At 70.0% G+C, this 26,170-nt stretch carries 12 protein-coding genes; 4 read left to right on the forward strand and 8 right to left on the reverse strand.

Annotated elements, in window-relative coordinates; all coding sequences use genetic code 11:
- Positions 1-36: 36 nt before the first annotated feature.
- The 4 genes from BDW27_RS07300 to BDW27_RS07315 form a co-directional block, all read right to left on the reverse strand.
- On the reverse strand, positions 37-1,221 hold the full coding sequence (locus BDW27_RS07300; RefSeq protein WP_199560572.1) for an alcohol dehydrogenase catalytic domain-containing protein: 1,185 nt from the start codon (positions 1,219-1,221) through the stop codon (positions 37-39).
- A gap of 299 nt (positions 1,222-1,520) precedes the next feature.
- Entirely contained in the window at positions 1,521-3,611 is a 2,091-nt protein-coding gene (locus BDW27_RS07305) for a catalase (protein ID WP_110048825.1), read from the reverse strand.
- A 635-nt stretch (positions 3,612-4,246) separates the two neighbouring features.
- Complete coding sequence (locus BDW27_RS07310) at positions 4,247-4,999, reverse strand: trans-aconitate 2-methyltransferase (RefSeq protein ID WP_017543639.1); 753 nt, start codon at positions 4,997-4,999, stop codon at positions 4,247-4,249.
- 25 nt (positions 5,000-5,024) lie between these two features.
- Positions 5,025-5,816, reverse strand: a complete 792-nt coding sequence (locus BDW27_RS07315) for a thioesterase II family protein (RefSeq protein ID WP_110048723.1) — start codon at positions 5,814-5,816, stop codon at positions 5,025-5,027.
- A 253-nt stretch (positions 5,817-6,069) separates the two neighbouring features.
- Here BDW27_RS07315 and BDW27_RS07320 point away from each other — a divergent pair, with 253 nt between their 5' ends.
- Positions 6,070-7,251, forward strand: coding sequence for a cytochrome P450 (locus BDW27_RS07320; RefSeq protein ID WP_233515663.1), 1,182 nt, complete (start codon positions 6,070-6,072; stop codon positions 7,249-7,251).
- On the opposite strand, the gene BDW27_RS07325 is transcribed toward BDW27_RS07320, so the two are convergent.
- Genes BDW27_RS07325 through BDW27_RS07340 form a run of 4 tightly spaced genes read right to left on the reverse strand, consistent with a single transcriptional unit; the run spans position 7,241 to position 22,387 of the window.
- Positions 7,241-9,202 carry a Gfo/Idh/MocA family oxidoreductase gene (locus tag BDW27_RS07325; protein ID WP_110048725.1) on the reverse strand — a complete coding sequence of 654 codons (1,962 nt, stop codon included), beginning with the start codon at positions 9,200-9,202 and terminating at the stop codon, positions 7,241-7,243. The genes BDW27_RS07320 and BDW27_RS07325 overlap by 11 nt on opposite strands.
- On the reverse strand, positions 9,199-10,344 hold the full coding sequence (locus BDW27_RS07330; RefSeq protein WP_110048726.1) for an NAD(P)H-binding protein: 1,146 nt from the start codon (positions 10,342-10,344) through the stop codon (positions 9,199-9,201). Before BDW27_RS07330 ends, BDW27_RS07325 begins: the two co-directional genes overlap by 4 nt.
- The gene (locus BDW27_RS07335; protein ID WP_110048727.1) at positions 10,341-15,806 is read right to left on the reverse strand and encodes a non-ribosomal peptide synthetase; all 5,466 of its coding nucleotides are present in this window, start codon (positions 15,804-15,806) and stop codon (positions 10,341-10,343) included. Before BDW27_RS07335 ends, BDW27_RS07330 begins: the two co-directional genes overlap by 4 nt.
- The gene (locus tag BDW27_RS07340) at positions 15,803-22,387 is read right to left on the reverse strand and encodes a non-ribosomal peptide synthetase (protein WP_233515664.1); all 6,585 of its coding nucleotides are present in this window, start codon (positions 22,385-22,387) and stop codon (positions 15,803-15,805) included. Before BDW27_RS07340 ends, BDW27_RS07335 begins: the two co-directional genes overlap by 4 nt.
- A gap of 165 nt (positions 22,388-22,552) precedes the next feature.
- On the opposite strand from BDW27_RS07340, the gene BDW27_RS07345 reads away from it, so the two are divergent.
- The 3 genes from BDW27_RS07345 (at position 22,553) to BDW27_RS07355 (ending at position 26,168) form a co-directional block, all read left to right on the forward strand.
- The gene (locus tag BDW27_RS07345; RefSeq protein WP_110048729.1) at positions 22,553-24,223 is read left to right on the forward strand and encodes a (2,3-dihydroxybenzoyl)adenylate synthase; all 1,671 of its coding nucleotides are present in this window, start codon (positions 22,553-22,555) and stop codon (positions 24,221-24,223) included.
- A 158-nt stretch (positions 24,224-24,381) separates the two neighbouring features.
- Positions 24,382-24,579, forward strand: a complete 198-nt coding sequence (locus BDW27_RS07350; protein WP_110048730.1) for a ferredoxin — start codon at positions 24,382-24,384, stop codon at positions 24,577-24,579.
- A 272-nt stretch (positions 24,580-24,851) separates the two neighbouring features.
- Complete coding sequence (locus BDW27_RS07355; RefSeq protein WP_110048731.1) at positions 24,852-26,168, forward strand: salicylate synthase; 1,317 nt, start codon at positions 24,852-24,854, stop codon at positions 26,166-26,168.
- Positions 26,169-26,170 lie beyond the last annotated feature (2 nt).

Here is a 26,170-nt window from a genome sequence, read left to right on the forward strand (position 1 = left end):
ACTCTTTCCCGTGCCGCGTGCGTGCCCGTGACTCGCTCAAGGTCGGAAGACCACCTTGAACGTCCCCTCCGACTTGGCCTGGAAGTTCTGGTAGGCCTGCGGGGCCTCGTCCAGGGTGACGTGGTGGGTGGCGAAGTCGTCCACACCCAGAACGTCGTCATCGTCGAGTCGCGGCAGGATCTCCGGCGCCCAGTGGCGGACGTTGGCCTGACCCATTCGCAGCTGGATCTGCTTGTCGAAGAGGGTGAGCATGGGCAGTGGGTCCGCCATGCCTCCGTAGACGCCGATCAGTGAGATGGTGCCGCCCCGGCGCACCAGGTCGATCGCTGTCCTCAGCGCGGCCAGGCGATCCACCCCGGCGGTCTCCATCATCTTGGCCGCCGCACCCTTGGGCATGAACGCGGCGACTCGCTGCGCGAACCTCGCGGACCCGTGGCCCTGGGCCTCCATGCCCACGGCGTCGATCACCGCGTCCGGGCCGCGCCCCTGGGTGCGGTCCCGGACCTGCTCGACCAGGCCGTCCGAGCCCTCGGAGGGGTCGAAGACCTCGACCCCCCTCGCGGCGGCGCGTGCGCGCCGCTCAGCCACCGGGTCGACACCGAAGACACGTCCGGCGCCCAGGTGCTGGGCGACTCGGCAGCACATCTCACCGATGGGTCCCAAGCCCAGGACCGCCACCGATCCACCACGTGCGACGTCCGCGTACCGCACGGCCTGCCAGGCCGTGGGCAGCACGTCCGAGAGGAACACGTAGCGGTCGTCGTGTCCCTCGCCTGGGATCGGGATGGCGTTGTTGGCGGCTCGCGGTACCCGCAGGTACTCGGCCTGCGCCCCGGGGACCGAGCCGTACAGGGAGCTGTAGCCGTAGATGCTGGCGCCCATCCCCTGTTCCTCGGCGCGGGTGTTCTCGCACTGGGTCTGCAGACCGCTGTCGCACATGGCGCAGTGTCCGCAGGAGATCTGGAAGGGGATGACGACGCGCTCCCCCGGTGCCAGCGTGGTGACGCCCGGGCCCACCTCCTCGACCACGCCCAGGGGTTCGTGTCCGAGGATGTCACCCGCGTTCATGAAGGGCCCGAGCACTTCGTAGAGGTGCAGGTCGGATCCGCAGAGGCCGGAACTGGTGACCCGGATGAGGGCGTCGTCGGGCTGCTCGATGCGCGGATCGGGCACGTTCTCGGTCCTGACGTCGCGTGTGCCGTTCCACACCACTGCTCTCACGGTTCTCCTCCGCTCCGTTCACGCGTGCGGGTGCCTACCTTGTTTGGGGCGCCGACGTCCCGACGGAGCGCCCCGCCCGGGCCCCCTTGACCGGGCGGGGCGGGTTCCGTTTCCAGGGTGGTCCCGTCGGCGGTGGTCCGCTCAGCGGTCGGCGTCACCATGCTGATCGGACCGCCTGGGCTGGGTCTCCCAGGCCACACGTTGACTGCCTTCTATGGGTGCCCTTGCCGACCTCCCGGCCCCTGAAACATCCACTGACTCCCTGTTCCCGCGACAGTCCCCTCGCGGACGCGGAGCAGTCAGGCAGAGACGGGCTGGGTCGGCCGAGTCCAGTCGCGGTGTTCCCCGATCAGGCGTGCGAACTCCCTGACCAGGCCCTCGTCCACCCCAGGGGCCCGGACCACGCCATGGGTGGTCTCGGTGACCGTGGGCGGATGGCCGAGGGTGTCAGGGAGCCCAGGGGCGTCGAGCAACACGGTTCCCGCCCCGACCGCGGCGATGGCCTTGGCGTGCTTGTAGGCCTCCAGCACGAAGTGCCGGGCCTCGCCGTCCTGGGCGAGCGAGGCTGCGGCGTCGCCGCCGCCGGGGACGGCCACGGCGTCGTAGAGGACCGAGGAGACGGTCGTGAAGGCGCGGTCCACCGGCAGAGTGCCGCCCTCACGGGTGCGCACCGAGCCGTCCAGCCGGGCGAGCGCCTCCACGACGGCTCCTTCGGCCACCAGGGCCTGCCGCAGAGCCTCGACCTCGGCGCCGTCCACTCCGTGGTCGACCAGCACCGCGACCTGGCGTCCGGTCAGGTCTCCGAACGCGGTGTTGGCCTGGCTGAGCGCGGGTGAGGTCCGGGTGTGGCGGCCGGTACCGGGGTCCTGCGGCGGCTCCACGCCCACACCCTCGGCGACCTCGACTGCCAGGCCGTGGTCCACGTGGGCCAGGTTGGCCACCGCCCGTTGACGCACCGCCAACTCCTCGCACTTGCCCAGCTCGAAGCGGAACGCGGCCACCAGGTGCTCCCGCTCCCAGTCGACGAGGCTGTTCAGGAACAACCTGGCTTGGGAGTAGTGGTCCTTGAAGCTCTCCGCCCGTTTGCGGATCTTGTTGCCTTCGACCTTCTCCGTGTAGTGCCGGTAGACGTTCTCGTCAGCCAGCGCGGGGCAGCCGCCGCCCAGGGAGTTCGGGTAGTAGGAGGTCTGGCCGCGGTGTACCCGGTGCTGGGAGAACCCGTCGCGCTGGTTGTTGCTCACCTGTGCCACGGGCCGGTTGACGGGGATCTGTTGGAAGTTGGACCCGCCCAGGCGCAACAGCTGCGTGTCCAGGTAGGAGAAGTTGCGGGCCTGGAGCAGCGGATCGTTGGTGAAATCGATCCCCGGGACGACGTTCGCGGTGTGGAAGGCGACCTGTTCGGTCTCAGCGAAGAAGTTGTCCGGGTTGCGGTCCAGCACCATGCGCCCGATGGGGCGTACCGGCACCTGCTCCTCGGGGATGATCTTGGTGGCGTCCAGCAGGTCGAAGTCGAACGCGTGCTCGTCCTCCTCCGGGATCAGTTGCACCCCCAGCTCCCACTCGGGGAACTGGCCGCGCTCGATGGACTCCCACAGGTCACGCCGGTTGTAGTCGGGATCCTTGCCCTGGATGCGCTGGGCCTCGTCCCACACCAGCGAGTGCGTGCCCAGAAGCGGCTTCCAGTGGAACTTGACGAAGGTCCCCCGACCCCCGGCGTTGACGAACCGGAAGGTGTGCACGCCGAAGCCCTGCATGGTGCGGTAGCTGCGCGGGATCGCCCGGTCCGACATCAGCCACATCATCATGTGGGTGGTCTCCGGCTGGAGTCCGACGAAGTCCCACAGGGTGTCGTGCGCGGACTGGGCCTGCGGAATCTCGTTGTGCGGCTCGGGCTTGACCGCGTGCACGAAGTCGGGGAACTTGATGCCGTCCTGGATGAAGAAGACGGGCATGTTGTTGCCGACCAGGTCGTAGTTCCCCTGTTCGGTGTAGAACTTGACCGCGAAGCCGCGCACGTCGCGGACGGTGTCCGCGGAACCTCGGGACCCGGCCACGGTGGAGAAGCGGACGAAGACGGGGGTGGTGACGTCGGGCCCGCTGAGGAAGTGGGCCGCGGTCACCTCAGAGAGGTCCTCGTAGGGCGTGAAGTGGCCGTAGGCCCCCGCTCCCCTGGCGTGCACGACGCGTTCGGGGATGCGCTCGTGGTCGAAGTGGGTGATCTTCTCCCGAGCGTGGAAGTCCTCCAGGAGGGTGGGGCCACGTTCCCCGGCGCTGAGGGAGTTGTCGGTGTCCTCGACCCGCACACCGGTCTCGGTGGTCAGCGGGCCCTGGGAGTCAGTGCGGTTCTGTTCCAGAAGCCGGTCCTTGGCGTCCTGCTCGTGGTCGGGCATGTCGAACTCCCCCCGTCGGGTCCAGGTCGGGACGGGCACCGCCCGTCCCGCCTCGCCATGACCGAGGAGACGACCTCGTAAACGCCGCACACCGGAATTTGACCCCGTCTCGCCCCGCCGGATGCCGAGCTTGGTCGGGCGGCGACGCGCTGCCATCGCGATCGATGCTGCCGCGGGGTGCCCAGCCGCGCCGATCCGAGCGGGGGTCTGCGGAGAAGCCCCGTGCATCTGCGGGCCGAGGGCAGCCCGGCGTTGCCAGCCGAGTGGCCAAGGCTCCCTGGTGGTAGTGCCGAGACCGACGCGGCCTCCTTGCGAGCAGAGTTCTGACGTGCCGCCGCCTGCCCGTTCAGCCCGCCCGCCGGTTCGATGGACGCCGGCGGGGCGGGCTGGACCTGTCAGAGGTGAGGAACTCGTTCGCGTGCCTCCGACTTCTTCTTGTCGGGGCAAACCCCTCGTGCGTGGGGTTCCCGTGTGGATGCGCGCGGACGTGGACGGGCGTCCTGGTTCGTCCCCACGTCCTTTGTGGGTCGTCCTCCGCGAGCCGTTCTCACTGCGGTCTCCTCGTCGCGCGCGTCGGACGGTTCCCGTGTGTGTCGGCTGCTTCCCGTGCGACTGGTCGAAGGGGGCTTTCTTCCTCAGTGCCCCCGACCGGACTGTGGAATGGTGAGGACACCGATCTCGGGGGCCCCGGGCACACCGGGCCCGCTGATCAGCTTCCCCGTCATTCCCGCTTCCTCAGCGAGGTCGGCGATGCTGAGGTTCTCCCACAGGTAGGTGTCGTGGGTGCTGCGCACCACCGTGCCGTCGTGAAGCACCTTCCAGGTCGTTTCCCATCTGAGGATGTTGCCCTCGACAGGTTCGACCTGCATCCACCACTCGTAGGTCTGTTCGCCGATACGTTCGCGCAGCATCCGGAAGGGAGGGATCGCCTTGGCGGAGCCGGTGCCCATGAGTTCCACGATGATCGGTGCTCCGGGTGGAACGTGGTCGCCCAGCTTGCGCCAGAGTGCGGCTCGTTCGTCCTTGGTGAGGTGCCCGAGCACACCGAAGATGACCACCGCGCCCACACGATCGGGCAGGCGGATGTGCTGGGCGGGTTCGGCGCTGATGGTCACGCGAGACCGCAGGTCGACCTTGCCGAAGACGCGGCTGGTGAGCATGGCCCGCATGGGCGTCGAGGGTTCCGCGGCGATGATTGGAGCACTGGGCAGGGCGGCCGCGATCACTTCGGTGATGCTGCCCGTGCCCGCGCCGATCTCGACGATGGGGCCGGTTCCGGCGTTGACACCGGCCAACGCGGTCCGCAGTGGTCCCGCGCTGGTGCGCACATGGCGTGCGGCGACCATTTCGTAGAACTCGGCTGAGGCCGTGTAGTAGTCGGCGACCATGGTGGTGTCCCTTCTAGCTGAGGTGTCAGGGTGTGCTGGGCCAGGTGGGTGCCGTGTCGCCGGGGTCCTGCCCGAGGGCCTGGGCGATGGTGGCCGCGACCCTGCGGCGCTGCTGCGCGAGGAAGAAGTGACCGCCAGGGAACACCTCGGTGGTGACCTCTCGGGTTGTCGTGGTCTCCCAGGTCGCCGCCGCTTCCACCGAGCACTCCGGGTCCTGCGCACCGATGAGGACGTGCACAGGAATGTCGAGGGGTTTCGCCCTGGTCGGGTGGTAGGTCTCGATCAGTCGGTAGTCGTTACGCACGTAGCGCAGCACTGCTGTTCGTAGCTCCTCGTCGGCCAGGACCTCGGGCGGAGTGCCACCCAGACGAGTGAGGTCGGCTGCCAGATGGGCGTCGTCGCGCAGGTGGACGTCGCCGCGGTGGGCGTGGTGGGGTGCGGGCCGCCCTGACGCGAAGAGCCGGACAGGCGCTGGAATCGACCTCCGACGCGCTTCCACAGCCACCTCGTAGGCCACAGCGCTTCCCATGCTGTGTCCCAAGAGCGCGTAGGGGCGGTCCGTGAGGGGGTCCAGTGCGTTGACGACTGCGTCGACGACTTCGTGCATCGTGTCGACCATGGGGTCACCGAAGCGGTCCTCGCGCCCGGGATACTGCACGGTGAGCGCCTCGATGCCGGATGGCAGCAGGTACTGCCACGGGCGTAGCGAGGATGCCGATCCCCCGGCGTGGGGCAGGCAGATGAGGCGCACATCCGCCTGGGGGCGGTGCCGGGGCCTGCGCAGCCATGGGCTGAGGGGTGGGTGCTGCGGGTCCACGGGAGTTCTCCTGATCACGTTCTATTCCACGCATAATGGAATGGCTTTTAATGGCGCCGACATTGGCAGCGCCAGTGATATTGGTCTCGAGTCGCGATTTCGATTTCGTGTTGGAATTCAGATCCGCCCACTGTAAAGTCAGGCACGGGGATCTGTGGATTTATCCGCCTTCCCGTTTTCTCGCTCTATTCTTCCAAGAAGGGCTGGTGTGCGTATGTCCGACGCCGACGGGGTGAAGCTTCCGACTTTTCCCATGCCGCGCGAATGCCCGTTCTCGGCTCCAAGCGCCTATGCCGACCTGCGACGGCGCGGCCCCGTGGCCCAGGTGCGCCTGCCCACCGGCCGCACCGCCTGGGTGGTGACCGGCTACCAGGAGGTGCGCGCGGTGCTCGCCGATCCCCGCGTCAGCGCGGACATCCGCAGGCCCGGTTTTCCGGCGCTGGTGGAGGGTGAGCAGGAGGCGGGCACGAAGACGACACCGTTCATCCGAATGGACCCGCCTGAGCACTCCCGGTTCCGCCGAATGCTGTTGGCGGAGATGACAGTGCGCAAGGCGCGTCGGATGCGCCGTGACATTCAGCGGGTCGTCGACGACCGCATCGATGAATTGCTGTCCTACGGCCCGCCCGCTGATCTGGTGACCCACTTCGCCCATGTGGTCTCCAGCACCGTCATGTGCGAGTTGATCGGGCTGCGTCGCGGCGACCCGCTGTTCCGGCGTGTCACCGAGACCCTCGGTTCCCAGGTCTTCGGCGGCGGTTCCAGCACCGCGGAGGGGGCCAGCGAGGGCATCGGCGCCCTGGGAGCGGTGGTGGAGGACGCCGTGCGTGCACGGGAAAGCGACCCCGGTGAGGACCTGCTGAGTCGACTGGTCCACGAGCGGTTGCCCTCGGGTGAGCTGACTCGACAGGAACTGGTGACCACGATCAGCATTCTGATCGTCGCGGGCTGGGAGACCACCACCAATCAGATCGCCCTGAGCGTGCTCGCCCTGCTGCGGCGACCCGAGCTGCTCGACCGGTTGCGACGCGACCCCGCTGTGCTTCCTCAGGCTGTCGAAGAACTCCTTCGGTCCCTGTCCGTGGGCGATTCCATCGCGCTGCGCACAGCCACGGAGGACATCGAGATCGGCGGCACCGTCATCCCTGCGGGCGATGGGATCATCCCGCTGCTGGCTGCGGCCGACCACGACCCCACGGTGTTCCCCGACCCCGAACGCATCGACTTCGACCGCACTGGTAGGACCCACGTGGCGTTCAGCTACGGGATCCACCAGTGCGTGGGCCAGAACGTGGCCCGTCTCGAACTCGGGATCGCCATCGGAACCCTGGTCGACCGCATGCCCGGGCTCCGGGCCGCGGAGCCGTTCGAGTCGGTCCGGTACCGTCACGACGGCATCGCGTTCGGGCCCGAACGGGTGCTCGTCACGTGGTGACCACCCCGTTCCCTGACGCCGCGAGCGTGCCCAGGTAGGGCACGCTCGCGGCGTGGGGCGCGGGCGCCGGAGTGAGGTGCAGACCGCTCTCCTTGGCGAGCTGTTCGAGTTCCAGGGTGTACCAGCGGTACTGCTCCCGGACCTCGCGTACGGGCCCGCCCTTGCGGAAGACGCGCCAGGTGGTGTCCAGGCGCATGCGGTCCGGCCCGTCCGGTTCGCCGGCCATCCACCACTCGTACCGCTGGTCGCCGAGCTCGCTGTGGCGCAGGAGTGTCGGGGGGATCGTCGTGGGCTCGCGCATGCCTGTCAGCTCGACGACGATCGGTGCGCCGGGCGCCAGGCGCCGCACCAACTCTCTCAGGAGTTCGTGCCTCAGGTCGGGTTCGAGATGGCCCAGTACACCGCAGAGCACGGCTCCGGATATCCGCTCCGGTAGCGCCCCCGGCTCAAGCAGTTCTTCCGCGGTGTGGGGCAGAACGGTCACTCGCCGCGCGAGCTCGGGGTCATCGCCGACCCGGGCCGTGAGCAGGGCGCGCATACCCGCGGCGGGTTCGGTGGCGATCAGGTGGCTGTCGGGGTAGGCCGATGCGACCTGCCGGGTGACCAAACCGCTGCCCGCGCCAATGTCCACGAGGGGACCAGCCTGCGGGTCGATCCCGTTCAGGCACGCGACGACTGCGGGACCGGTGCGCGCGGTGTGCTCTCGCGCACCGAGGTCGAAGAACTCCGCTGCTTCGTTGTAGTCCGACAGCTGTGCCGCGGGAGGGCGTGTCGGCTCACCGGGCAGGACTGGCCCCGACCGGGGGCTGCCGACCCGGGGGCCCGCCGCCTGCTCCGTCGGCGCCGCACCGGATGTGAGCGCGGAGGGGGCGAGAGGTTCGGGATCCGCCGGACGGATCAGTTCCGGAGGCCCCAGACGCGCCATCAGGTCTCGCCAGAGCGCGAAGACCGCGAGGTCGTGTTGGGCCGAACGAAGCGGATCCGCGCCTGCGGCGATAGCCGCAGCGAACTTGTCGAGCGCCTCACCGATCGCCGCGGGCCACAGCTCCGAGAAGATGTCGCAGATACGGGGCGGCGGACCGGCCTGACCCAGGATCGCCGAGGCCGGCAGCCGGAGTGCCTCGGCTCCCGGCTCAGGTGTGAACACCAGCCGGTGCCCGGAGTCCCGGGGGGAGTGCATGCGTGGGTGCCACAGGACCGGACCATGGGTGTCGGCCAGTGTCAGGACGCCCCCTTCGGTCCCCACAGCCACTCGGTGCCAGAAAAGGGAGTGGTTGTCGCGGTCTCCGGGGTGGATCTGGTTCTGGACCCTCAAGGTCAGCGGAGCGCCGGCGATGGCACCGTGCAGCAGGCGCAGCGGTGCCTCGCCGTTGGCGGCGGCGACGACGTCCTCGGGCAGTGGAGCCGGATCCCCCAGGCGCCAGGGCCGGGTACCACCCAGAGCTCGCGCCAGGATGTCGATCAGGGGGGCCAGGACGTGGACCGGGGCTGCCGCGTCGACGAAGAGGACGCGCTGCCGCTCTCTCAGCCTGGTCGCCGCCTCGATGAACTCGCGCACCGGGGCCACATGCGGGTAGTGGGTGTTGACGTGGAACTGGCGGTTGGCCCGCCGCGCCCGGCGAAGGGACTCCGACAGCTCGTCGGGGTGCATCGGGTGCTCCTGGAGCACGTGTACACCTCTGTCGAGCAGGGTGCACGTGAGTTCCGACCCCCGGCCGCCCATGACCGCCGCGGGGACCGCCACGAAGGCGGCGTCGATGTCGTCGGGGAGCTCCTCCGGAGAGGTGTGGCAGGGTACGCCGTGCCCCTCTGCCAGTTCCCGCGAGTAACGGCTGCCTGTGGAGAGGATTCCCGCAAGAGTGAACCCCGGGTGGCGTTGGACGGCGTCAATGTAGAAGCGGCCGAAGTTCGTGCCGCAGACAACGGCGCGCAGGGGCGCTGACGCGCTCACAGCTCACCGTCCTCGACGGCTGTGTCCATTTCACCGGGATCGGGCAGTGCGACAGTGTGCCGGTGGGTCGCGAACTCCGCGTCCCCGTTCGCGCGCAGCGCTGCCACCGTGGCGTGCGGATCCATGGCCTCGGCGGCGTAGTGCAGACCCCTGCCGATACGACCGGCCAGGACGTCCAGGACCGCGAGTGCCGCGACCGCCCCGCTGAGCTGGTAGCTGTTGTCGCTGTGGACCACGCATGTGCGTGCCCAGTCCTGGCCCGAGAGGCTGAACACCATCCGGTAGTAGGGGTCGCTGCCCGCGGCGTCGACCTCGGCGGCCCGACGGATGCGCCGGGCCACCGCGTCCCGTTGCTCAGCGGTGTCCATCGGGAGCGTTGGCAGGGCGGTGAACAGCTCACGCACCTGTGTTCCGGGGAAGACGGTGTACCAGTCGGCCTCGGCCAGGTCCATCCGTGCGGCCAGCCGCTCCACCTCGGCCGTCAGAAGCGGGTGCAGGGCGACCCTGTGGGGGAAGTAGGGGGCCTCGGCGCCGTCGGCCACCCGCAGGACTCTGTCCACGCTGCGGCCGTGACGCCATGCGGCCAAGGGGCGGCCGAACCGCTCGCCGCCCGCTCCCCCGGTGTCCAGGGAGAGCACGATGTCGGCCGCCACGCTCTCGGTCGCGTGTTCCAGCCCGCCGGCGTAGCCGGTCATCCTGTGTACTGGCCCCTCTGTCTGGTCGTCTCCGGCGAGCCAGAGGGGGATGAGACCCGCCAGTCCGGGGACGGTGCCGGCCGACAGGACGACACAGCGGTCCGGCCCGACCGCGCCCGACCGCGTCAGGGATTCGTGGACGGGGTCGTCGCCCAGGACGTCGACGACGTCAGCTCCGGCGGCCAGACCGGCCCGCACGACGGTGTCCTTGAGCAGGTAGCTCGGACCGGCGCAGTTGACCAGCAGGGTGCAGCCAGCGCTGAAGCGGGCAAGTGAGGCGGGGTCCAGGGCGTCGACCTCGACGGTCTCGCTTCCTTCGGGCCAGGGGCCGGAGGGGATGGCTGAGGGGCGCCTCGCCCCCAGCCGCAGCGGTCCCACTCCGGCTTTGGTCAGGGCGGCGGCGGTGTGGCGACCGACCGCGCCTGAGGCGCCGATGAGGCCGATCATGACGTCTTCCCTTCGATGATCTCGTGCAGGTGGCCGTCCACGGTGGGGACGTTCTCACCCGTCATGCAGGTGAAATGCTCGCCGGGGATGTCGCGGGTGCGCAGATCGCCGAGGCAGATCCGGGCCCAGTGGTCAGCTATGGTGTCGGCGCTTCCAGGGAAGGGGTAGGCGCCGTTGTGCCGCAGGAAGGTGATGTCACCCGCGTAGGGTTCGGCGCGGTGCCGACTCAGAGCGAAGATGCTCTGCTGGTAGGTGCGCAGCGCCCTGAGCAGACCTTCGGGCTCGTAGGTTCCAGCGAGCTCAGGGGGCAGGGCCTCGCACATGCGAGTGACCCGGGCCATGCGGGGCACCGCTTCCAGCGCCTGGAAGGAGGCCGCCACATCTGCGAACTCGTCGTCCAGGTCGGCGATCGCCCCGTCCAGGACGGCGCCGGGGGAACGGTCGAGAACGGCCGAGACCGCGGCCCCGGCCCGCTCGGAGTCAGCGGGGAATCCGATGTCGGCCGGTTCGATGCCCATCATGAGCGCGAAGGAGTACTCGGAGAGCAGTTCGTCGTCGATACGGAACGTCGGGCTGTGGCTGCTGATGACCGTGAGGCTGCGGACGGTGGCTCCGGCCTCGGAGAGTCCTCGGGCCACCTCGGTGGCGATGACACCCCCCACGCAGTACCCGACGACGTCGACCTGTGTGTGGCCGGCGTCGAGCAGGGCACGCACGTACTCGGCGGCTGTGCGGTCGACGAGCCCGTTCGGGTCGGCGTTGCGGAAGTCCTCGGGCGTCGGCAGCTCCAGACCCACCAGTCCGTGTCCCGCTCCGGAGCGGGCACGGAACCGGGTGACCAGAGGACGGTACGGGAGCAGGGTGCCCGTTCCGGCGTGCACGAGCACGGTCACCGGAGCGTCGGGCCCGGGCGCGATCAGCTCCACCAGCGCGGAGTTCTCAGCGTCCGTCTCCGCTTCGGGTGCGGAGAGTTCGCGCAGGTAAGCGGCGAGTCCGGCGATGGTCGGCTGGCGCAGCAGGTGGCGTAGAACGACCTCCCATTCGAGATCCCACTCGTGTCCGGCCAGCCCGTCACGGAGCCGCCCGACGATCCGGGCCACCAGCAGTGAGTCGCCGCCGAGCGCGAAGAGGTCGTCGTCGCGACCGATGCGCTCTGTTTCGAGCAGCTCGGCCCACAGGTCGGCCAGAGCACGTTCGAGGTCGTCGCGGGGCGTCTGGTCGCCTGCCTCCTCGGCGGGGCCCGTCCCCAGCTGCAGCGACCGCTTCTCCAGAGCGGTGCGGTCCAGCTTGCCGTTCTCCGTCCTGGGCAGGGCGTCGACAACTTCCCAGTGCGAGGGAACCGAGTATTCGGGGAGGAGTTCGTGGCTGCGTCGTGTCAGTGACGACACCGCGACCGGGGCGTGCAGGGGTTTGACCTGGACCAGGTACAGGTGCTGGCCGAAGGCCCCGGCCGCTTCGGAGCTCTCGGGGAACTCGGCGGCGATGCGGCGGTCCCGGCCGTTGAGCAGTTCCCGCCACTGTTCGTGGCGCAGGAAGGACTGTTCCTGCGCCTGGCGAACATCGGTGAAGGGTCCGGCGTGTTCGGCCATGAACTCCGCGGAGATGCGGAGCGCGTGGTCGTCGTCGTTGGTGTTGGCCAGCAGGAGCATCCAGCCGCCGGGCGCCACCAAGGTGGAGAGTCGGTCGAGGGCCGCTTGTGCGTCGGGGAGGTTGTCCACGACTCCGACGCAGACCAGCAGGTCCACGGAGTTGCGTGCCAGCCCCTGCTCGGCAGGGTCGTGTGCGGGGTCGAAGGCCGCGCAGCGCACGCGCGGGTCGTCGGCGTGGGTCTGCTCGAACGCGGAGCGGTTCTGAGCCGACGCGTCGGCCCCCAGGTAGTCGACCGGGTGGTCGGCCAGAGCGGGTAGCAGGGTGTTGGCCACCCCGCCGCCGCGCAGCCCGACCTCCATGATCCGCAGGGGGTCGGAGGTGTCTCTGGTGCGTGCGATCTCGGTGGCAGCGGCGGCCAGGACCGAGCGCAGCGCCGAGGATCCCGCGTTTTCCGCGTAGGCGGCGGTCAGCGCCCGGAGGTCAGCACCGGAGAACGGCCGGGCGGCTGCCTCCTCCCGACCCGCGATCAGGGCGGGCAGGTGTTCGGCGCTGGAACGCACCGTGGCGAACAGCTCGGGGCTCCACCCCGCACGGCTTTCGAGCCGGGAGGCCTCGTCCCAAGCGAGGGCGATGGCCTTCGGGTCCGGAACGCGCAGAGCGGTCAGCTTTCCTTGGGGAGTCCGCTCCAGGAGGCCTGCGGTCAGGAGCCCCTTCAGCCAGCGTCGCACCAGCCGGTGGTGCTCGGGGGCTGCTCCCAGGGTTTCGGACACCTCCTGCGGCGAGCGGGCACCGCCATCAGCGAAGGCCGGCGCGAGGGTGTCGGCGATGGATGCCAGGGCCGCTTCGCTGAACGCGGCGCGGAAGGCGGCCAACTCCGCGATGTCCACCTGCTCCTCGACCCGCAGGGCTGCGGTGCGCACAGCCGGGAGCAGTGTCTCCGGGAGAGGGAGGGGGGTGTCGCGGTGAGCGGGTTCAACGAAGGCGGTCAGGCTTTGGCCTGCGCCGGTGGGTGCGTTGCCGCGCCCGCCGGTGAGTACGACCGCGGCAGCGCCCACCTCGGGCAGCGACTCCACGGCGGCCTGGACCTCACCGAGCTCGATCCGGTAGCCGCGGATCTTGACCTGGTGGTCCTCGCGGCCGAGGAACTCGATCACCCCGTCGGGCCAGTAGCGGCCCAGGTCACCGGTGCGGTAGAGCCGCTCACCGGTTTCCGGGTGCCGGATGAACCGTGCCGCCGTCCGCTCGGGGTCGCCGAAGTAGCCCTGGGCCAGTCCGATACCGCCAATGTGGAGCTCGCCGACGACCAGGTCGGGGCAGGGGCGCAGTGCCGTGTCCAGGACGTGGAACGTCTGGTTGTCCATGGGCCTGCCGTAGGGGATGCTGCGCCAGGCGGGGTCGACCTGGTCGATCGGGTGGTGGATGGACCAGATCGAAGCCTCCGTGGCACCGCCGAGACTGTGCACCGCCATGTTCGGAGCCCAGGTGCGCACGGCTTCGGGCAGCGTGGTGGGAATCCAGTCTCCCGACAGCAGCGCGACGCGCAGCGACGACAGGGGCGGGTCGTCCGATCGCAGGTAGTCGTGCACCATCTGGAGCTGTCCCGGCACCGAGTTCCAGAACGTGACCTCTCTGGTCCGGACCGTTTCGATCCACTCGGAGGGGTCACCTCGGCGCGCGGGGTCCGGCAGCACCACGGTCGCACCCACCGACAGGGGGCCGAAGATGTCGAAGACGGACAGGTCGAATCCGAGCTGGGCCAGTGCGAGAACACGGTCGTCCGCGGTCACGCCGAATCTGCGGTTGACGTCGGTGACCGTGTTCAACGCCGCGGCGTGGCTGATCATCACTCCCTTGGGAGCTCCGGTCGACCCCGATGTGTAGATGACGTAGGCCAGGTCGTCGGGACCGGTCTCGTGCTGAGGCGGCGGAGCTGACGTGACGGGGAGGCTGTCCACGGCGACGGTGGTGCACTCCGCGGGCCACTCCCCCTCCTCCACCAGCCAGGACTGGGTCAGGACCACCGAGGCTCCGGCGTCGGTGAGGATCGCCGCGCGGCGCTGCGGGGGCTGCGTGGTGTCCAGCGGAAGGTAGGCGGCGCCCACCATCAGGGTGCCCAGAACGCCCGCGACCTGTTCCCACCCCTTCTCCATCGTGATGGCGACCAGGTCGCCCGCGGAGACACCACTGCTTCCCAGCGCCCGCGCGACCGCGGAGGCGTGACCGACCAGCTCGCCGTAGGTCAGCTCGCGGTCCCGGTCGATGACGGCCACACGCGCGGGGTCGCGTTCGGCGGCTGCCAGGACCCCCTGGTGCAACAGGGCGCGCGGTGCTGGCACTGCGGTGTCGTTGACGCGCTCGCGGACGGCGCTGGTGGCCTCCGGCAGATCGATGCGGGCCGTCTCGTTCCAGGCGTCGGGCTCCTCGGCGAGGCGGGTCATCAGGGCGGCGAAGGCGGCGAAGAGGTCAGCGGCCGTGTCACCGCCCAGAACCCCTTCGCGCACGTCCCAGCTGAGCGCCAGTTCGTCGGCGCGCTCCATGACCTGGCAGTCCAGCCAGACCTGCGGGGTCTGGGTCTGGGCGTGGCGGATCGCGGCCGCGGGACGCCGGGCAGCCGCCGAGCCGAGGGTGCTGGTGAACACGACCGGCATCAGCACGGTGTCGCTGTCACTGCGCCGGGTGAGATCGGCCAGGACCTGGCTCCCGGTGTACAGGGAGTGTTCCAGGTCCTCGAGCAGGGTGTCGCGCAGCGTGACGGCACGTTCAGCGAACGTCTGTGCCGGGCGCAGGTCCACAGCGAGGAGTTCGACAGCGGTGAAGTCTCCCACGAGGCGGTCGACGTCGGCGTGCAGGGGCAGCCGGGTGAACGTGGGGACGTTGAGTGTGAACTGCGGACTGCGGCTCCAGCGACCGAGCACCTCGGCGTAGGCGGCCATCGCCGCAGCCGAGGCGGTGACACCGGCGCGAGCGGCGTTGGCCTCGAAGGATGCGCGCTGCTCGGCGCCCAGGATCTCCTCGAAGCGCCGGAAGGCACCGACCTGACCGCCGTCAGGGGGCAGCGGCAGGTCAGGGGCGGGGGGCAGGGTGGGCAGGCGCCGAGTCCAGTAGTCCCGGGCACGGTCGTACTCGCCTGTCAGTGTCTGGTTACGGCGTGCCAGAACGTAGTCGCGGAACCCGATCTCCAGGGCTTCGGGCTCCCGGCCGTGGTACGTGTCCTCAAGCTCGGAGAGCACCAGCAGCAGGCTGGCGTAGTCGACGATGAGCTGGTCGATCGACAGGTGCAGGATGAGCTCGTCGGCGCATCGCGTCATACGCAGCTCGAACAGAGGTGGCACGTCGGTGGGCGGGACCCTGGAGGCGAGTTCCCGACGCACCTGGTCGACTCTTTCGACGACCTCAGCGGGGGTGGCGGCGCGCAGGTCAGCGGTGGGAACCGGCGTTTCCGGGATCTCTGCCAGGACCTCCTGGAAACCGTCGGGGTGGACCACCGCACGCAGCATGCCGTGGCGGCGCACGACACCCCACCAGCAGGCTTCGAGCCGCTCGGGGTCGGTGTCGGCTGGGAAGGAGAGCTCGACGTAGACGTGGCAGGCCACTCCGCCGTACCCGTAGGCGCTGCCTCGGCCGACCAGGTAGGCCGCCTGGATGTCGGTCAGCGGGAAGGGTGTGCCTGCGTGCTGGGGGTCCGGGGTGATGCGGGTGGCAAGACGGCGTGCGGTCAGGTGGGAAAGGACCTCCGCGCGGTTCTCGCGCAGCAGGGCTTTGCGCTCCTCGGTCAGCACTCCCTTGGGGGCTCGGAACCGCAGGGCGCCGCCGTCCTCCCAGAGCCGGATGCCGTCCTTCTCCATGGCGGAGACGAGTTGGTGGGCGTTCATAGGGTTCCGCTTTCTTCTTCGTCGCGGGAGGCGAGCGCGTGGTCGACCTGGCGGGCCAGGTCGGCGAGGGTGGATGCGGTGAGGAACGAACGGACGGAGACGTCGACGCCGAATGCCTCGCCTGTGGCGGTGACCAGGCGCAGCGCGGTCAGGCTGTCTCCACCGGCGGCGAAGAAGTCGGCGTAGCGGTGGTCGGCCCCGGTCCCCAGGAGTTCCTTCCACAAGGTGGCGATCTGGATTTCGGTCTCGCCCGTGGGCGGTCCCGAGGCAGCGTGTTCCTCCGAGACGGCCGCTTCGGTCAGGGCGCCGCGGTCGACGGCGCCGTCGGCGGTCAGGGGTAGGCGGGGTAGGCGGGTGAGCCTGGCCGGCACGGCGAAGGGTGGCAGCAGGTCGGCGAGGTGTCGCGACAGGCCTTCGGGTTCCTCGCCCCCAGTGGTCACCATGAAGGCGTGGAGCCGCCGTTCACGCCCCTGGCCCACAGTGACCACAGCGCTCTGGGTGACGTGTGGATGCGACTCGAGCGCGGATGCGACAGCGCTGAGGTCGATCCGGCGACCGCTGAGCACAGCCTGCGGGTCGGGGCCGAGGAATTCGACGGTGCCGTCGGACAGGTACCGGGCCCGGACACCTGCCGGGCGGAGCCGTCCGGGCGAACCGGACGCCCCGGTCAGGGCCGGCTCGGGTTGGGCATGGAGCTGGCCGATCCAGAGGTCTCCGATCACCTGGTCGGGACGTTCGCGGCCCACGGAGTCCACGATGTGCAACTGGTGGCCTGCCAGCGGCCGCCCCGACGTCACGGAGCCATCGGTGTCGCTGTGCGACTCCACTGCGCTCGCCCAGCCGGCGGTGCCGTGGCCGCCGTGCAGTGCCACGAGTCGGGCTCCACCGCCGGAGGCCCCGCGTAGGCGGCCGGGAAGTCCCGTGCTCACCCGGTCGCCCGACACGAGCGCCAGGCGAAGGCTGCGCAGTGGCTCCCCTTCGTGTGCCGAGGCCGCCGTGATCAGTTCCTCGAGGAGCATCGGAGGACCGTTCCACAACGTCACACCGTGCTCGGCCACCAGCGCGGCCGGGGAAGGGGCCCCGCTCCCCGTTCGGTCGGCTCGGGAGCACACCAGTGCGCCACCCACACCGAGCGGACCGAACACGGTGAACGCGCTCACTCCTGCGGATGGGGGGTCGGCGGCGAGCATCCGATCCTGTGCGTCGATTCCGAAGTTTTCGCGCACAGCCGTGATCGTTGCCAGCACCGCCCGGTGTTCGATGAACTCGACCGTGGTGTCGTGCCCATCCGGGCCGGTGTCGACGGTGACGTACGCCGGAGCTCCGGGATCGGCCGCGACGTCACCACGCAGGGGGTCTGCGGCGACCAGATCCCCCAGATCGACCTCGTCCGGTTCGTCCGCGTGCCCGGAGCCGACGATCACGGTGCGTGCCCCGGCCGCCCGTTGCTCGTGCTCGCGCTGGGATCGGGGCGTCCCCGGGTCACTCAGAAGGTAGGCGGCGCCAGTGGAGAGCACACCCAGGATGGCGACGACCTGGTCCGCTCCGGGCGGCAGGGTGACAGCGACGACGTCGTCGGCGCCCACGCCTCTTGCGGCCAGGCCGCCCGCGACTCGGGTCGCCCGTGCCGCGAGCCCGCCGTAGGTGAGGGATTCGTTCTGCGGTGTCCGGAGTACGGCGGGAGAGTGTGGCAGCTTCCGCGCCTGGCGCAGGACTTCGCCGTGCAGGGTGTCGGCGGCGGGGGCGGTACCCAGGGCGGGGCGCCGCGCGTCGGCCTGGGCACGGGGCAGCACGGTTGGGGCGACCGTGTCCCAGTCGTTCTCGGCCAGCCAGGCCAGCATCGCGTTGTAGGCCTCGAACATGGCGTCGAGCACGCCGGGACGGAACAGCTCCTCGATGGCGTCCCAGGTGACCATGACTCCGCCGTGGGACTCAGTGACCTGGTTGTCCAGAAGCACCTGCGGGGTCTGGGAGATGCCCCAGACCTTCTCGGGGAAACCGTCGGAGAGGTCCTTGACGGTGCGGTCACCGACCCCCACGGAGCTGCTGAAGACCACGGGCATGGCCGCGTCGACGGCGCCGGTACGTTTGGCGAGTTCCTGGAGGAGCCAGGTCACCGAGGCGTCGCGGTTGTCGAGATCCTCGCTCATGACGAGCTGCAGGCGGTGGGCGGCGGCTGTCCACGGCTCCCCGGCGCGCGGCTCGTATCCGAGCAGGGAGACCGAGGTGAAGTCGCCCATGATCAGGTCGATGTGGGGATGGACCGGCTGCCGGTTGAACAGGGTGAGGTTGACCGTCACGTCTGGTTGGTCGCTCCACGATGAGAGGACTTCCGCGTAGCAGGTGAGGAGGACGACCGAAGGAGTCAGCCCGTGGGCTCGGGCCTTGTCGGTGATCGCCTGCCACGATCGCGCGTGGACGGGGCGCTGGCGCCGGGTGAAGCGCGGGTGCTCCACGGTGGAGGGGTCGGCGACCAACGGGAGGGCGGGTGCGGGCGGCAGTGTCCGGAGTCGCCGCATCCAGTGTTGGCGCGCGAGTTCGACCGAGTCGGGGTCGGGTTCGGACTGGAGAACGTAGTCGCGGAACGAGACGTCGATGGGCTCCAGTTCCGTCTCGGGGTCGCTGTAGAGACGGTCGAGTTCTCCGTACAGGGCGATGATCGAGGCGGCGTCCAGGACGATGTAGTCGAGTCCGATGGCCAGGCGCGTGCGCGTCGTACCGCCGCTGGGATAACGCACGGCACGGAGCTCGAACAGGGGCCAGCGTGTCAGATCGATGCTCAGGTGGGAGGCGTCTTCACGCAGTCGGGTCAGGACCGTTGACGCCTCTTCCTCGGAGTCGACCTCGGTGACCGCTACCGTGACGGGTGGTACCTGTCGCAGGATTCGCTGTTTTCCGTCCTCGTCGAAGACGGCGCGCAGCATCTCGTGCCGTTCCACCAGGATCGTCCAGACGCGTTCGAACCGGTGCAGGTCGAAGTCGGCGCCGTCGAACTCGCTGTAGTGGTAGGTGCCGACCCCGCCGAGGGAGAGCCTGCTGTCGCGACCGATCCAGAACGCCCGCTGGACGTCGGTCATGGGGAAGGGCTGGTGGCGGTTGGCGTGGTCGCCCTCTCCCAGGGTTGTGCCGGTCGGTGGCGCCTGCCGGGTGAGTGTGGCGGCGAAGTCGGCCAGTGTGGGCGAGGAGAACAGGCGTGCGACCCCCGCGCCACCGGCACCGCGCTCACGCAGGGCGCCGATCATCCGGGTTGCCAGCAGCGAGTCACCGCCCAGCGCGAAGAAGCCGTCGTCGCGCCGGATGACCCTGACACCGAGGAGCTCGCTCCAGACCTCGGCGACCACGGTCTCGGCCCACCCGCGAGGGGACTGCTCTTCGGCGCGGTCGCCTTCGTCGGGGGTGCGGTTGTTCGCGGACGCCGCCAGTTCCTCGGCGCGTCGCCGGTCGGGCTTGCCGTTGGTGGTCAGGGGAAGGGCGTCCACCAGTACGAGCTGGGACGGGACCATGTAGGAGGGGAGGTTGCGCTCCAGGGTGGCGCGCAGCTCCGCTTCACCCGCTGTCCCCTCCCCCGTGGCCGCCAGGAGGGCGAGCCTGCGCGGTGTGCCCGTGATGAGAGCCACCGCGGTCGAGACCCCCGGTGTGGAGGCGGCAGCCGCTTCGACCTCGCCCAGCTCGATACGGTGTCCGCGCAGTTTGACCTGGTGGTCCGCGCGGCCGAGGAATTCCAGGACTCCGTCGGAGCGGTACCGTGCCCGGTCTCCGGTGCGGTACCACCGGCGCCCCTGCTCGGTGACGAACTTCTCGGCGGTGCGCTCGGGGTCGCCGCGGTAGGCGGTCGCCAGTCCGGCACCGCTGACCCACAGCTCTCCCGCGACCCAGTCGGGGCGGTCTCGGCCGTGGTGGTCCACGACCCGGGCCCGCATGTTGGGCAGGGGGAGGCCCCATGGGATCGAGACCCAGGAGGGATCGACCTGGTCGACCTCGAACACGGTGGAGTGCACGGCTGCTTCGGTCATCCCGCCCAAGGCGGTGAACCGGGCTTCCGGGGCCAGCGCGCGCAGGCGCGCGGGCTGGTCCAGGCCGACCCAGTCGCCGCCGAGCAGGACGAATCGCAGGTGGTCGCCGAGTCCGTCGGGGTGCGACTCGGCCGCGGTCAGGACCATGTCGAGCAGGGCGGGGACGCAGTTCAGGAGTGTGACCCCGTGCTTGCGCATCATCGTGGCCCAGTGGTGGGCGTCGCGTCGGGCCTCGTCGCTGATGAGGACCACTGCCCCGCCTGCGGACAAGGGCGCGAAGAGGTCGTAGACGGACATATCGAAGTCCAGGTCCGCCAGTGCCAGGCCTCGGTCGTGCGGTCCGACGTCGAAGTGGTCGTTCAGGGCGGCGATGGTGTTCATCGCGGCCCCGTGCGCGACCTCCACGCCCTTCGGAGTGCCGGTGGATCCGGAGGTGAAGATGATGTACGCGGTGCTGTCGAGGCTCTGGTGGAGTTCCGGCGGGACTGGGGCGAGCCGGTCCGCGTCTTCGATCCGCACGACCGGTGGCCCCTGCCGCCCCGGTGCGGGGGCGGTGAATCGGTCGGTGTGCGCGGCGTCGGTGAGCACGGCGGCGGCGTCGGCCACACCGAGGACGCGTCGGGTGCGTTCTGTCGGCTGTTCCACTCCGATGGGGATGTAGGCCGCGCCCGCGCCGAGGATGCCGAGGACAGCGGCCACCTGTCGCACGCCGCGGGGCAGGCTGACCACGACCGCGTCGCCCGGTTCCACGCCCGCCCGGGCCAGGAGCGCGCTGACACGGCCCGCGCTTTCGGCCAGAGCGGCGTAGGTCACCGGCTCGCCGGTATCAGGGAGCAGGGCCGGGGCGTCCGGTCGTTCGCGTGCGGCACGGAAGAAACCCTCGTGCAGCCGTTCCGTCACGGTCGGCGCATCGGTGGCGTTGACGGTTTCGCGTACTCGGGCCTGGGCTTCGGGCAGAGGCGGGTTCGCGGGCCTGGACCAGGCTGCGGCGTCATCGACAAGGGTCTCGACGAGGTCGCGGTAGGCCGCGAACGCTGCTTCGGGCACGCCGGGTTCGAACGCGTGGTGCCGTACGTCCCAGTTCAGGAGCAGCCCGCCGTCGAGTTCGGTCACCTGGGCGTCGAGCCAGACCTGGGGGCCCTGGGAGATGATCCACACCGGGTCGCCGAACGTGCCGCGGACCGCGGAGTCGTAGATTTCTCCCAGGCCCAGGGCGCTGGTGTAGACGACGGGGGCCAGGGTCGGCACGCCGTCGTGGGCTCGGGAGAGGTCGCGGAGGACTTCGACACCGGAGTAGGAGCCGTGGGCGGCCGCTGTGCGCAGGCGGCTCTGCACGTGACGCGCGGACTCAGCGAAGGTTCGCTCCCGGGTGAGGTCGACGTCGAGCAGGATCGAGCTGCTGAAGTCACCGACGAGTGATTCGGCCCCATCCAGGTCCAGGTCGCGGTGGAACAGCGGCAGGTTCAGCAGGAATCTCGGGGAGTCGCTCCAGGCGCCGAGTGCTTCGGCGAAGGCGCCCGCCAAGGCGGCGGCGGGGGTGACCCGGTGTCTGCGGGCAGCAGCCAGCAGCTGTTGCTTGCGCTCGGGGTCGAGCCAGTGGTGCAGCCGTGTGGTCGGGTGGAAGCGTGCCGTGGCCGAGTCCGGGTCGAGCGGGTCGACGATGGTGGGCAGGGCTGGTGGGGCGCTCAGCGATTCCAGGTTCTCGCTCCACCAGGCGCGGTCCTCCTCGCGCTCCCGCGCTCGAGTCGTCTCGGTGGCGTTCAGGTAGGAGCGGTAGTCCAGGGGGATCTGCGGAAGTGCCGCGTCGGGGTCGGCGTAGAGCAGCTGGAGATCGCGCAGCAGCACCCGCATGCTCGCGGCGTCGGCCGCCAGCATGTCGAGGTCGATGTGCAAGCGGGTGGCCCCGCCGGGGCGGAGTGTCAGAGCGAGGTCGAACACCTCGCCCCTCTCGACGTCCATACGCCTGTGGGTGTAGTGGTCGCGCAGTTCAGCGAGCACTCGGTCGACCCGTTCCGGGGTCTCGCTGGTCAGGTCGCGCACGTTCAGCGCGGGTGTTGTCGGGTGGTCCAGGACGCGCTGTCGTCCGTCGTCGAGCACGGTGACGCGGAGCATCCCGTGACGGCGGCGCAGCGCTGTGACGGCGGTTTCGAGGCGTGCCGGGTCGACGTCTGTGCCGTCGAGCTCGGCGTAGAAGTGCGCGCCGACCCCGCCGAGGGGCTGGCCTTCCTGGCGTCCGATCCAGTAGGCGTGCTGCATGGCGGCGAGCGGGAACGGTTCGTTCGGGCTCTCCCCCGCGGGGTCGGCCCCCTGGGATGAGGTGACCGGTGCCAGGAGTCGCTGCCAGCCGCGCAGGCTCGCTGCTTCCGCGAGTTCATCGAAGCCGACCGTCAGGCCCGCGCGTCGCCATCGAGCGGCCAAGCGCATCAGGGCGATGGAGTCCAGGCCGAGCTCGAACAAGTCGTCATCAGGTCCGATCTCCGCCGGTGGGAGGTCCACCAGTGCGGCAATCGCGGCGCGCAGCTCTCCCTGCGTCATGGGCACCGTTGGCGGATCGGCTGGCTGGGACACGCGTGATCGTCTCCTTGGCTCGCGAGGGGCTGGGGGCCGACCGGGACCCGCTGGGGCACGGGGGTCGGTGACATGAGTGAAAACGAAAACCGTTATCTTTTTACCCTAAGCGGGGCGTTGAGCGCGATCCCCCCTTGTGTGGCATAAGACGCAAAAGGAGCAGAGATGACCAACCGTGCAAACCATCCCGAAGCGTCCAGAGAGCCGGACTGGCCCGGGTGGCCGCAGGAGGAGCGCCAGCGCTATGAGGCAGCCGGATTCTGGCGCCCGGAAACCCTGGCCGACCTACTGGCGCATCAGGCGGAGCAGCGCCCTGAGGCCATCGCGCTCGTGGACGGCCGAGCCCGGTGGTCCTACGCGGAACTGGCCGACGAGGCCCGAGCGGTGGCAGCGGGGTTGCACCGCCGAGGGCTGCGCCGGGGGGACCGGGTGGTGGTGCAGCTGCCCAACCGGGCGGAGTTCCTGCTGGTCTGGTTCGGCCTGCAGTACCTCGGCGCGGTCCCGGTCCATGCCATGCCCGGACACCGCGGGCACGAGATCTCCCACCTTCTCCGGGTCACCGGCGCCGTCGGCTACGTCGTGGCCGACCGCCACGCCCGGTTCGACTACCGGACGCTGGCCGCATCCATGCGTGAGAGGCACGGGGAGCTGCGCCATGTGGTGGTCGTCGGCGACACCGGCGAACTCGAGGGCGCCATCGGCTTCGAGGAACTGCGCACCGACGCCTCTGCCGACCTCTCCCCCGGTGGGGAGCGCCCCGCTGCCGGCGACATCGGACTGCTCCTGCTCTCCGGCGGGACGACGGGCACGCCCAAACTCATCCCGCGCACACACCGGGACTACGCCTACAACGCCCGCGCCGCCGCTGCCGCCGCGGGCCTGACGCCGGACAGCGTCTACCTCGCGGTACTGCCAGCCGCCTTCAACTTCACGATGTCCTGTCCGGGAATCCTGGGCACGCTGACCGTCGGCGGGACCGTGGTGATGGCACCCAACCCGGCCCCTGAGACAGCGTTTCCCCTGATCGCCCGCGAGAAGGTGACGGTCACGGCACTGAGTCCCCCGATGGTGCCCGTGTGGTTGGAGGCCCACGCCGACCGGGACCCGGGTTCAGCCGAACTCGACAGCCTCTCGGTCCTGCAGGTGGGGGGAGCCCGGCTGGCCAACGAGCTCGCACGCCGTGTCCGCCCGGAGCTGGGCTGTCGTCTGCAGCAGGTGTTCGGCATGGCCGAGGGACTGATCAACGTCACCCGCCTCGACGACCCCGATGATCTGGTGTGCACCACGCAGGGACGGCCCATCTCGTCCGGCGACGAGGTGCGGGTGGTCGACGAGTCGGACGCCGTGGTGCCCACGGGAGCCGTGGGTGAGCTGCTGACCCGGGGGCCCTACACCCTGCGCGGCTACTACCGCGCGCCGGAACTCGCCACCACGCACTTCACGTCCGACGGCTTCTACCGCACCGGTGATCTCGTCCGCCTCCATCCGACCGGTCACATCGATGTCGTGGGCCGGGTGAAGGACCAGATCAACCGTGGTGGAGAGAAGATCGACGCCACCGAGGTCGAGAGCCAGATGCTCACTCACCCGGACGTGTCGGCGGCGGCCTTGGTAGCCGCACCCGATCCGGATCTGGGCGAGCGCTCGGTCGCCTTCCTGGTCTGCAAGGGCTCCCCGCCCACCGCCCGTGAGCTCGGCGCGTTCCTGCGCGGCAGGGGGTTGGCGGGCTACAAGGCTCCCGACCGGATCGAAGTCGTCGAAGAACTTCCCCTGACCGCCGTGGGCAAGGTCGACAAGAACGCTCTGCGCGCACGCGACCAGGGAGCGACGCGGTGACCTTGTGCGACCGAAGCGACACGTAAGGCGTTGCGACCCCAGCCACACACGCACGCGCTTCTGGCGAAAATGATTATCATTTACGATCAATCGGACAGCGCCCTCGGGTGCTCAGCGGCCCTGCCCGGGCCGCTCCACAGTGAAGGGGACGTTCTCGCGTGCGCATCACCGTCCACAGCGAGGTCTGTATCGGCGCTGGCCAGTGCGTCATTGCCGCCGACCGCGTGTTCGATCAGGGCGAGGAGGACGGGCTGGTACGTCTACTCACCGACCGGCCTGACTCCCGCGATACCGCACGCGTGCGCGATGCGGTCGATCGCTGCCCGTCCGGCGCGATCGAGTTCACCTCGGACTGACCCCGGGGCCCGCCCATCCACCCTCACCCCCAGCCAGCACGCGAAGAGACGATGACCGGCCTCGGCCGACTCGACCTCGCGTGCGAGAGACAGCGGCCGCGGTCGTCGAACCGGCACCGGCTCGGCACGTGTGGCCCGCGCCGGGCCCGCAGACAGGCGACCGGGCCCCGAAGAAGCGACCATCCACTGGCCTCGAAAACAGACCGGAGACGAATGTTGACCACGGGCACACCAGTTACGGCCCTCGAGCCGTCCGGGACAAGGAGCCGGCCGTGAGCCGTAGCGAAACCGAACAGGTCGAAGGCCCGCTCGACCCCGTCGCGGCCGCCGCGCGGCTCGCGGCCTCCGGCCTCTTCTCCGAATACGTCCTCTACGAGCGCGACGGGGTCTGGCTCTTCGGCGGCGGAGTGCGCTGGGGAGTCGACCTCGACAGCGACCGGGTCACGGTCCGCGGCGCCGAGGGGATCGTCGACTCCCGCCCCTACACGGGCAGCCCGGCCGACACACTGGCCGAGACCCTGGCCGCTCTGCCCGAAGAGTCCTGGCGGGCCTACGGCTGGGTGGGGTTCGACTTCGCGCTCCACTCCCGCGCGGCGGCCCCCGCGCTCCGCAGGGAACACGCGCGGCTCGCCCGCCTCATCGTGCCCCGGAGCGAAGTCCGCATGACCGTGGGCGGGGCCCACATCAGCGGGGGCTCAGCCCAGATGCGCCAGAAGGTGCGCTCCGTGCTGAGCGAACGGGTCTCCGAAACGGAGCGGACCCGCGTCACGATCGACTCGCAGAACCACTCCCAGGCCTACGTCGGGCTCGTGAGCGAGGCCCTCACCGAGATCGACCGCGGCCTCTACGACAAGGTGATCCTGTCGCGCAAGGTGAACGTGCCCTTCGCCGTCGACATCCCCGCCACCTACGTGGCCGGACGCCGGGCCAACACCCCCGCCCGGTCGTTCCTGCTGGATATCGATGGGCTCCGCAGCGCGGGCTTCAGCCCCGAACTGGTCGTCACTGTCGACGGGGATGGCGAGGTGCTGACCAATCCGCTCGCGGGCACTCGGGCGGCCGGTAGGGGCGCGGAGGCCGATGCTGCGGCCCGCGCCGAGCTGCAGTCCGATCCCAAGGAGATCCACGAGCACGCCATATCGGTGCGTGAGGCCGTCACGGAGATGCGGTCAGTGTGCCTTCCCGACTCAGTCGCTGTTTCGGATTTCATGAGCGTCTCCCTCCGCGGCAGTGTCCAGCACCTGGCGTCCACCGTGCGGGGGCGCCTGGCCGAGGACACCACCCCCTGGCGCGCCTTCGAGGCGCTGTTCCCAGCGATCACCGCATCGGGGATCCCCAAGCCGAAGGCGCTTGAGGCGATCGTCCGTCTGGAGGAGGGTCGCGGCCTGTATTCCGGGGCCGTGGTCACTGCCACCTCCCACGGCGAACTCGAAGCTGCGCTGGTCCTACGCGCCGTCTACGAGGAACAGGGGCAGGCCTGGCTTCGCGCGGGCGCCGGGATCGTGGCCGGCTCCCGCCCCGAACGGGAATTCGAGGAAACCCGCGAGAAGCTGTCCAGCGTCCTGCCGCACGTGGTGTCCGCCTCGTGACC

It is taken from the genome of Nocardiopsis sp. L17-MgMaSL7 (assembly GCF_003182025.1).
GTDB lineage: Bacteria > Actinomycetota > Actinomycetes > Streptosporangiales > Streptosporangiaceae > Nocardiopsis > Nocardiopsis prasina.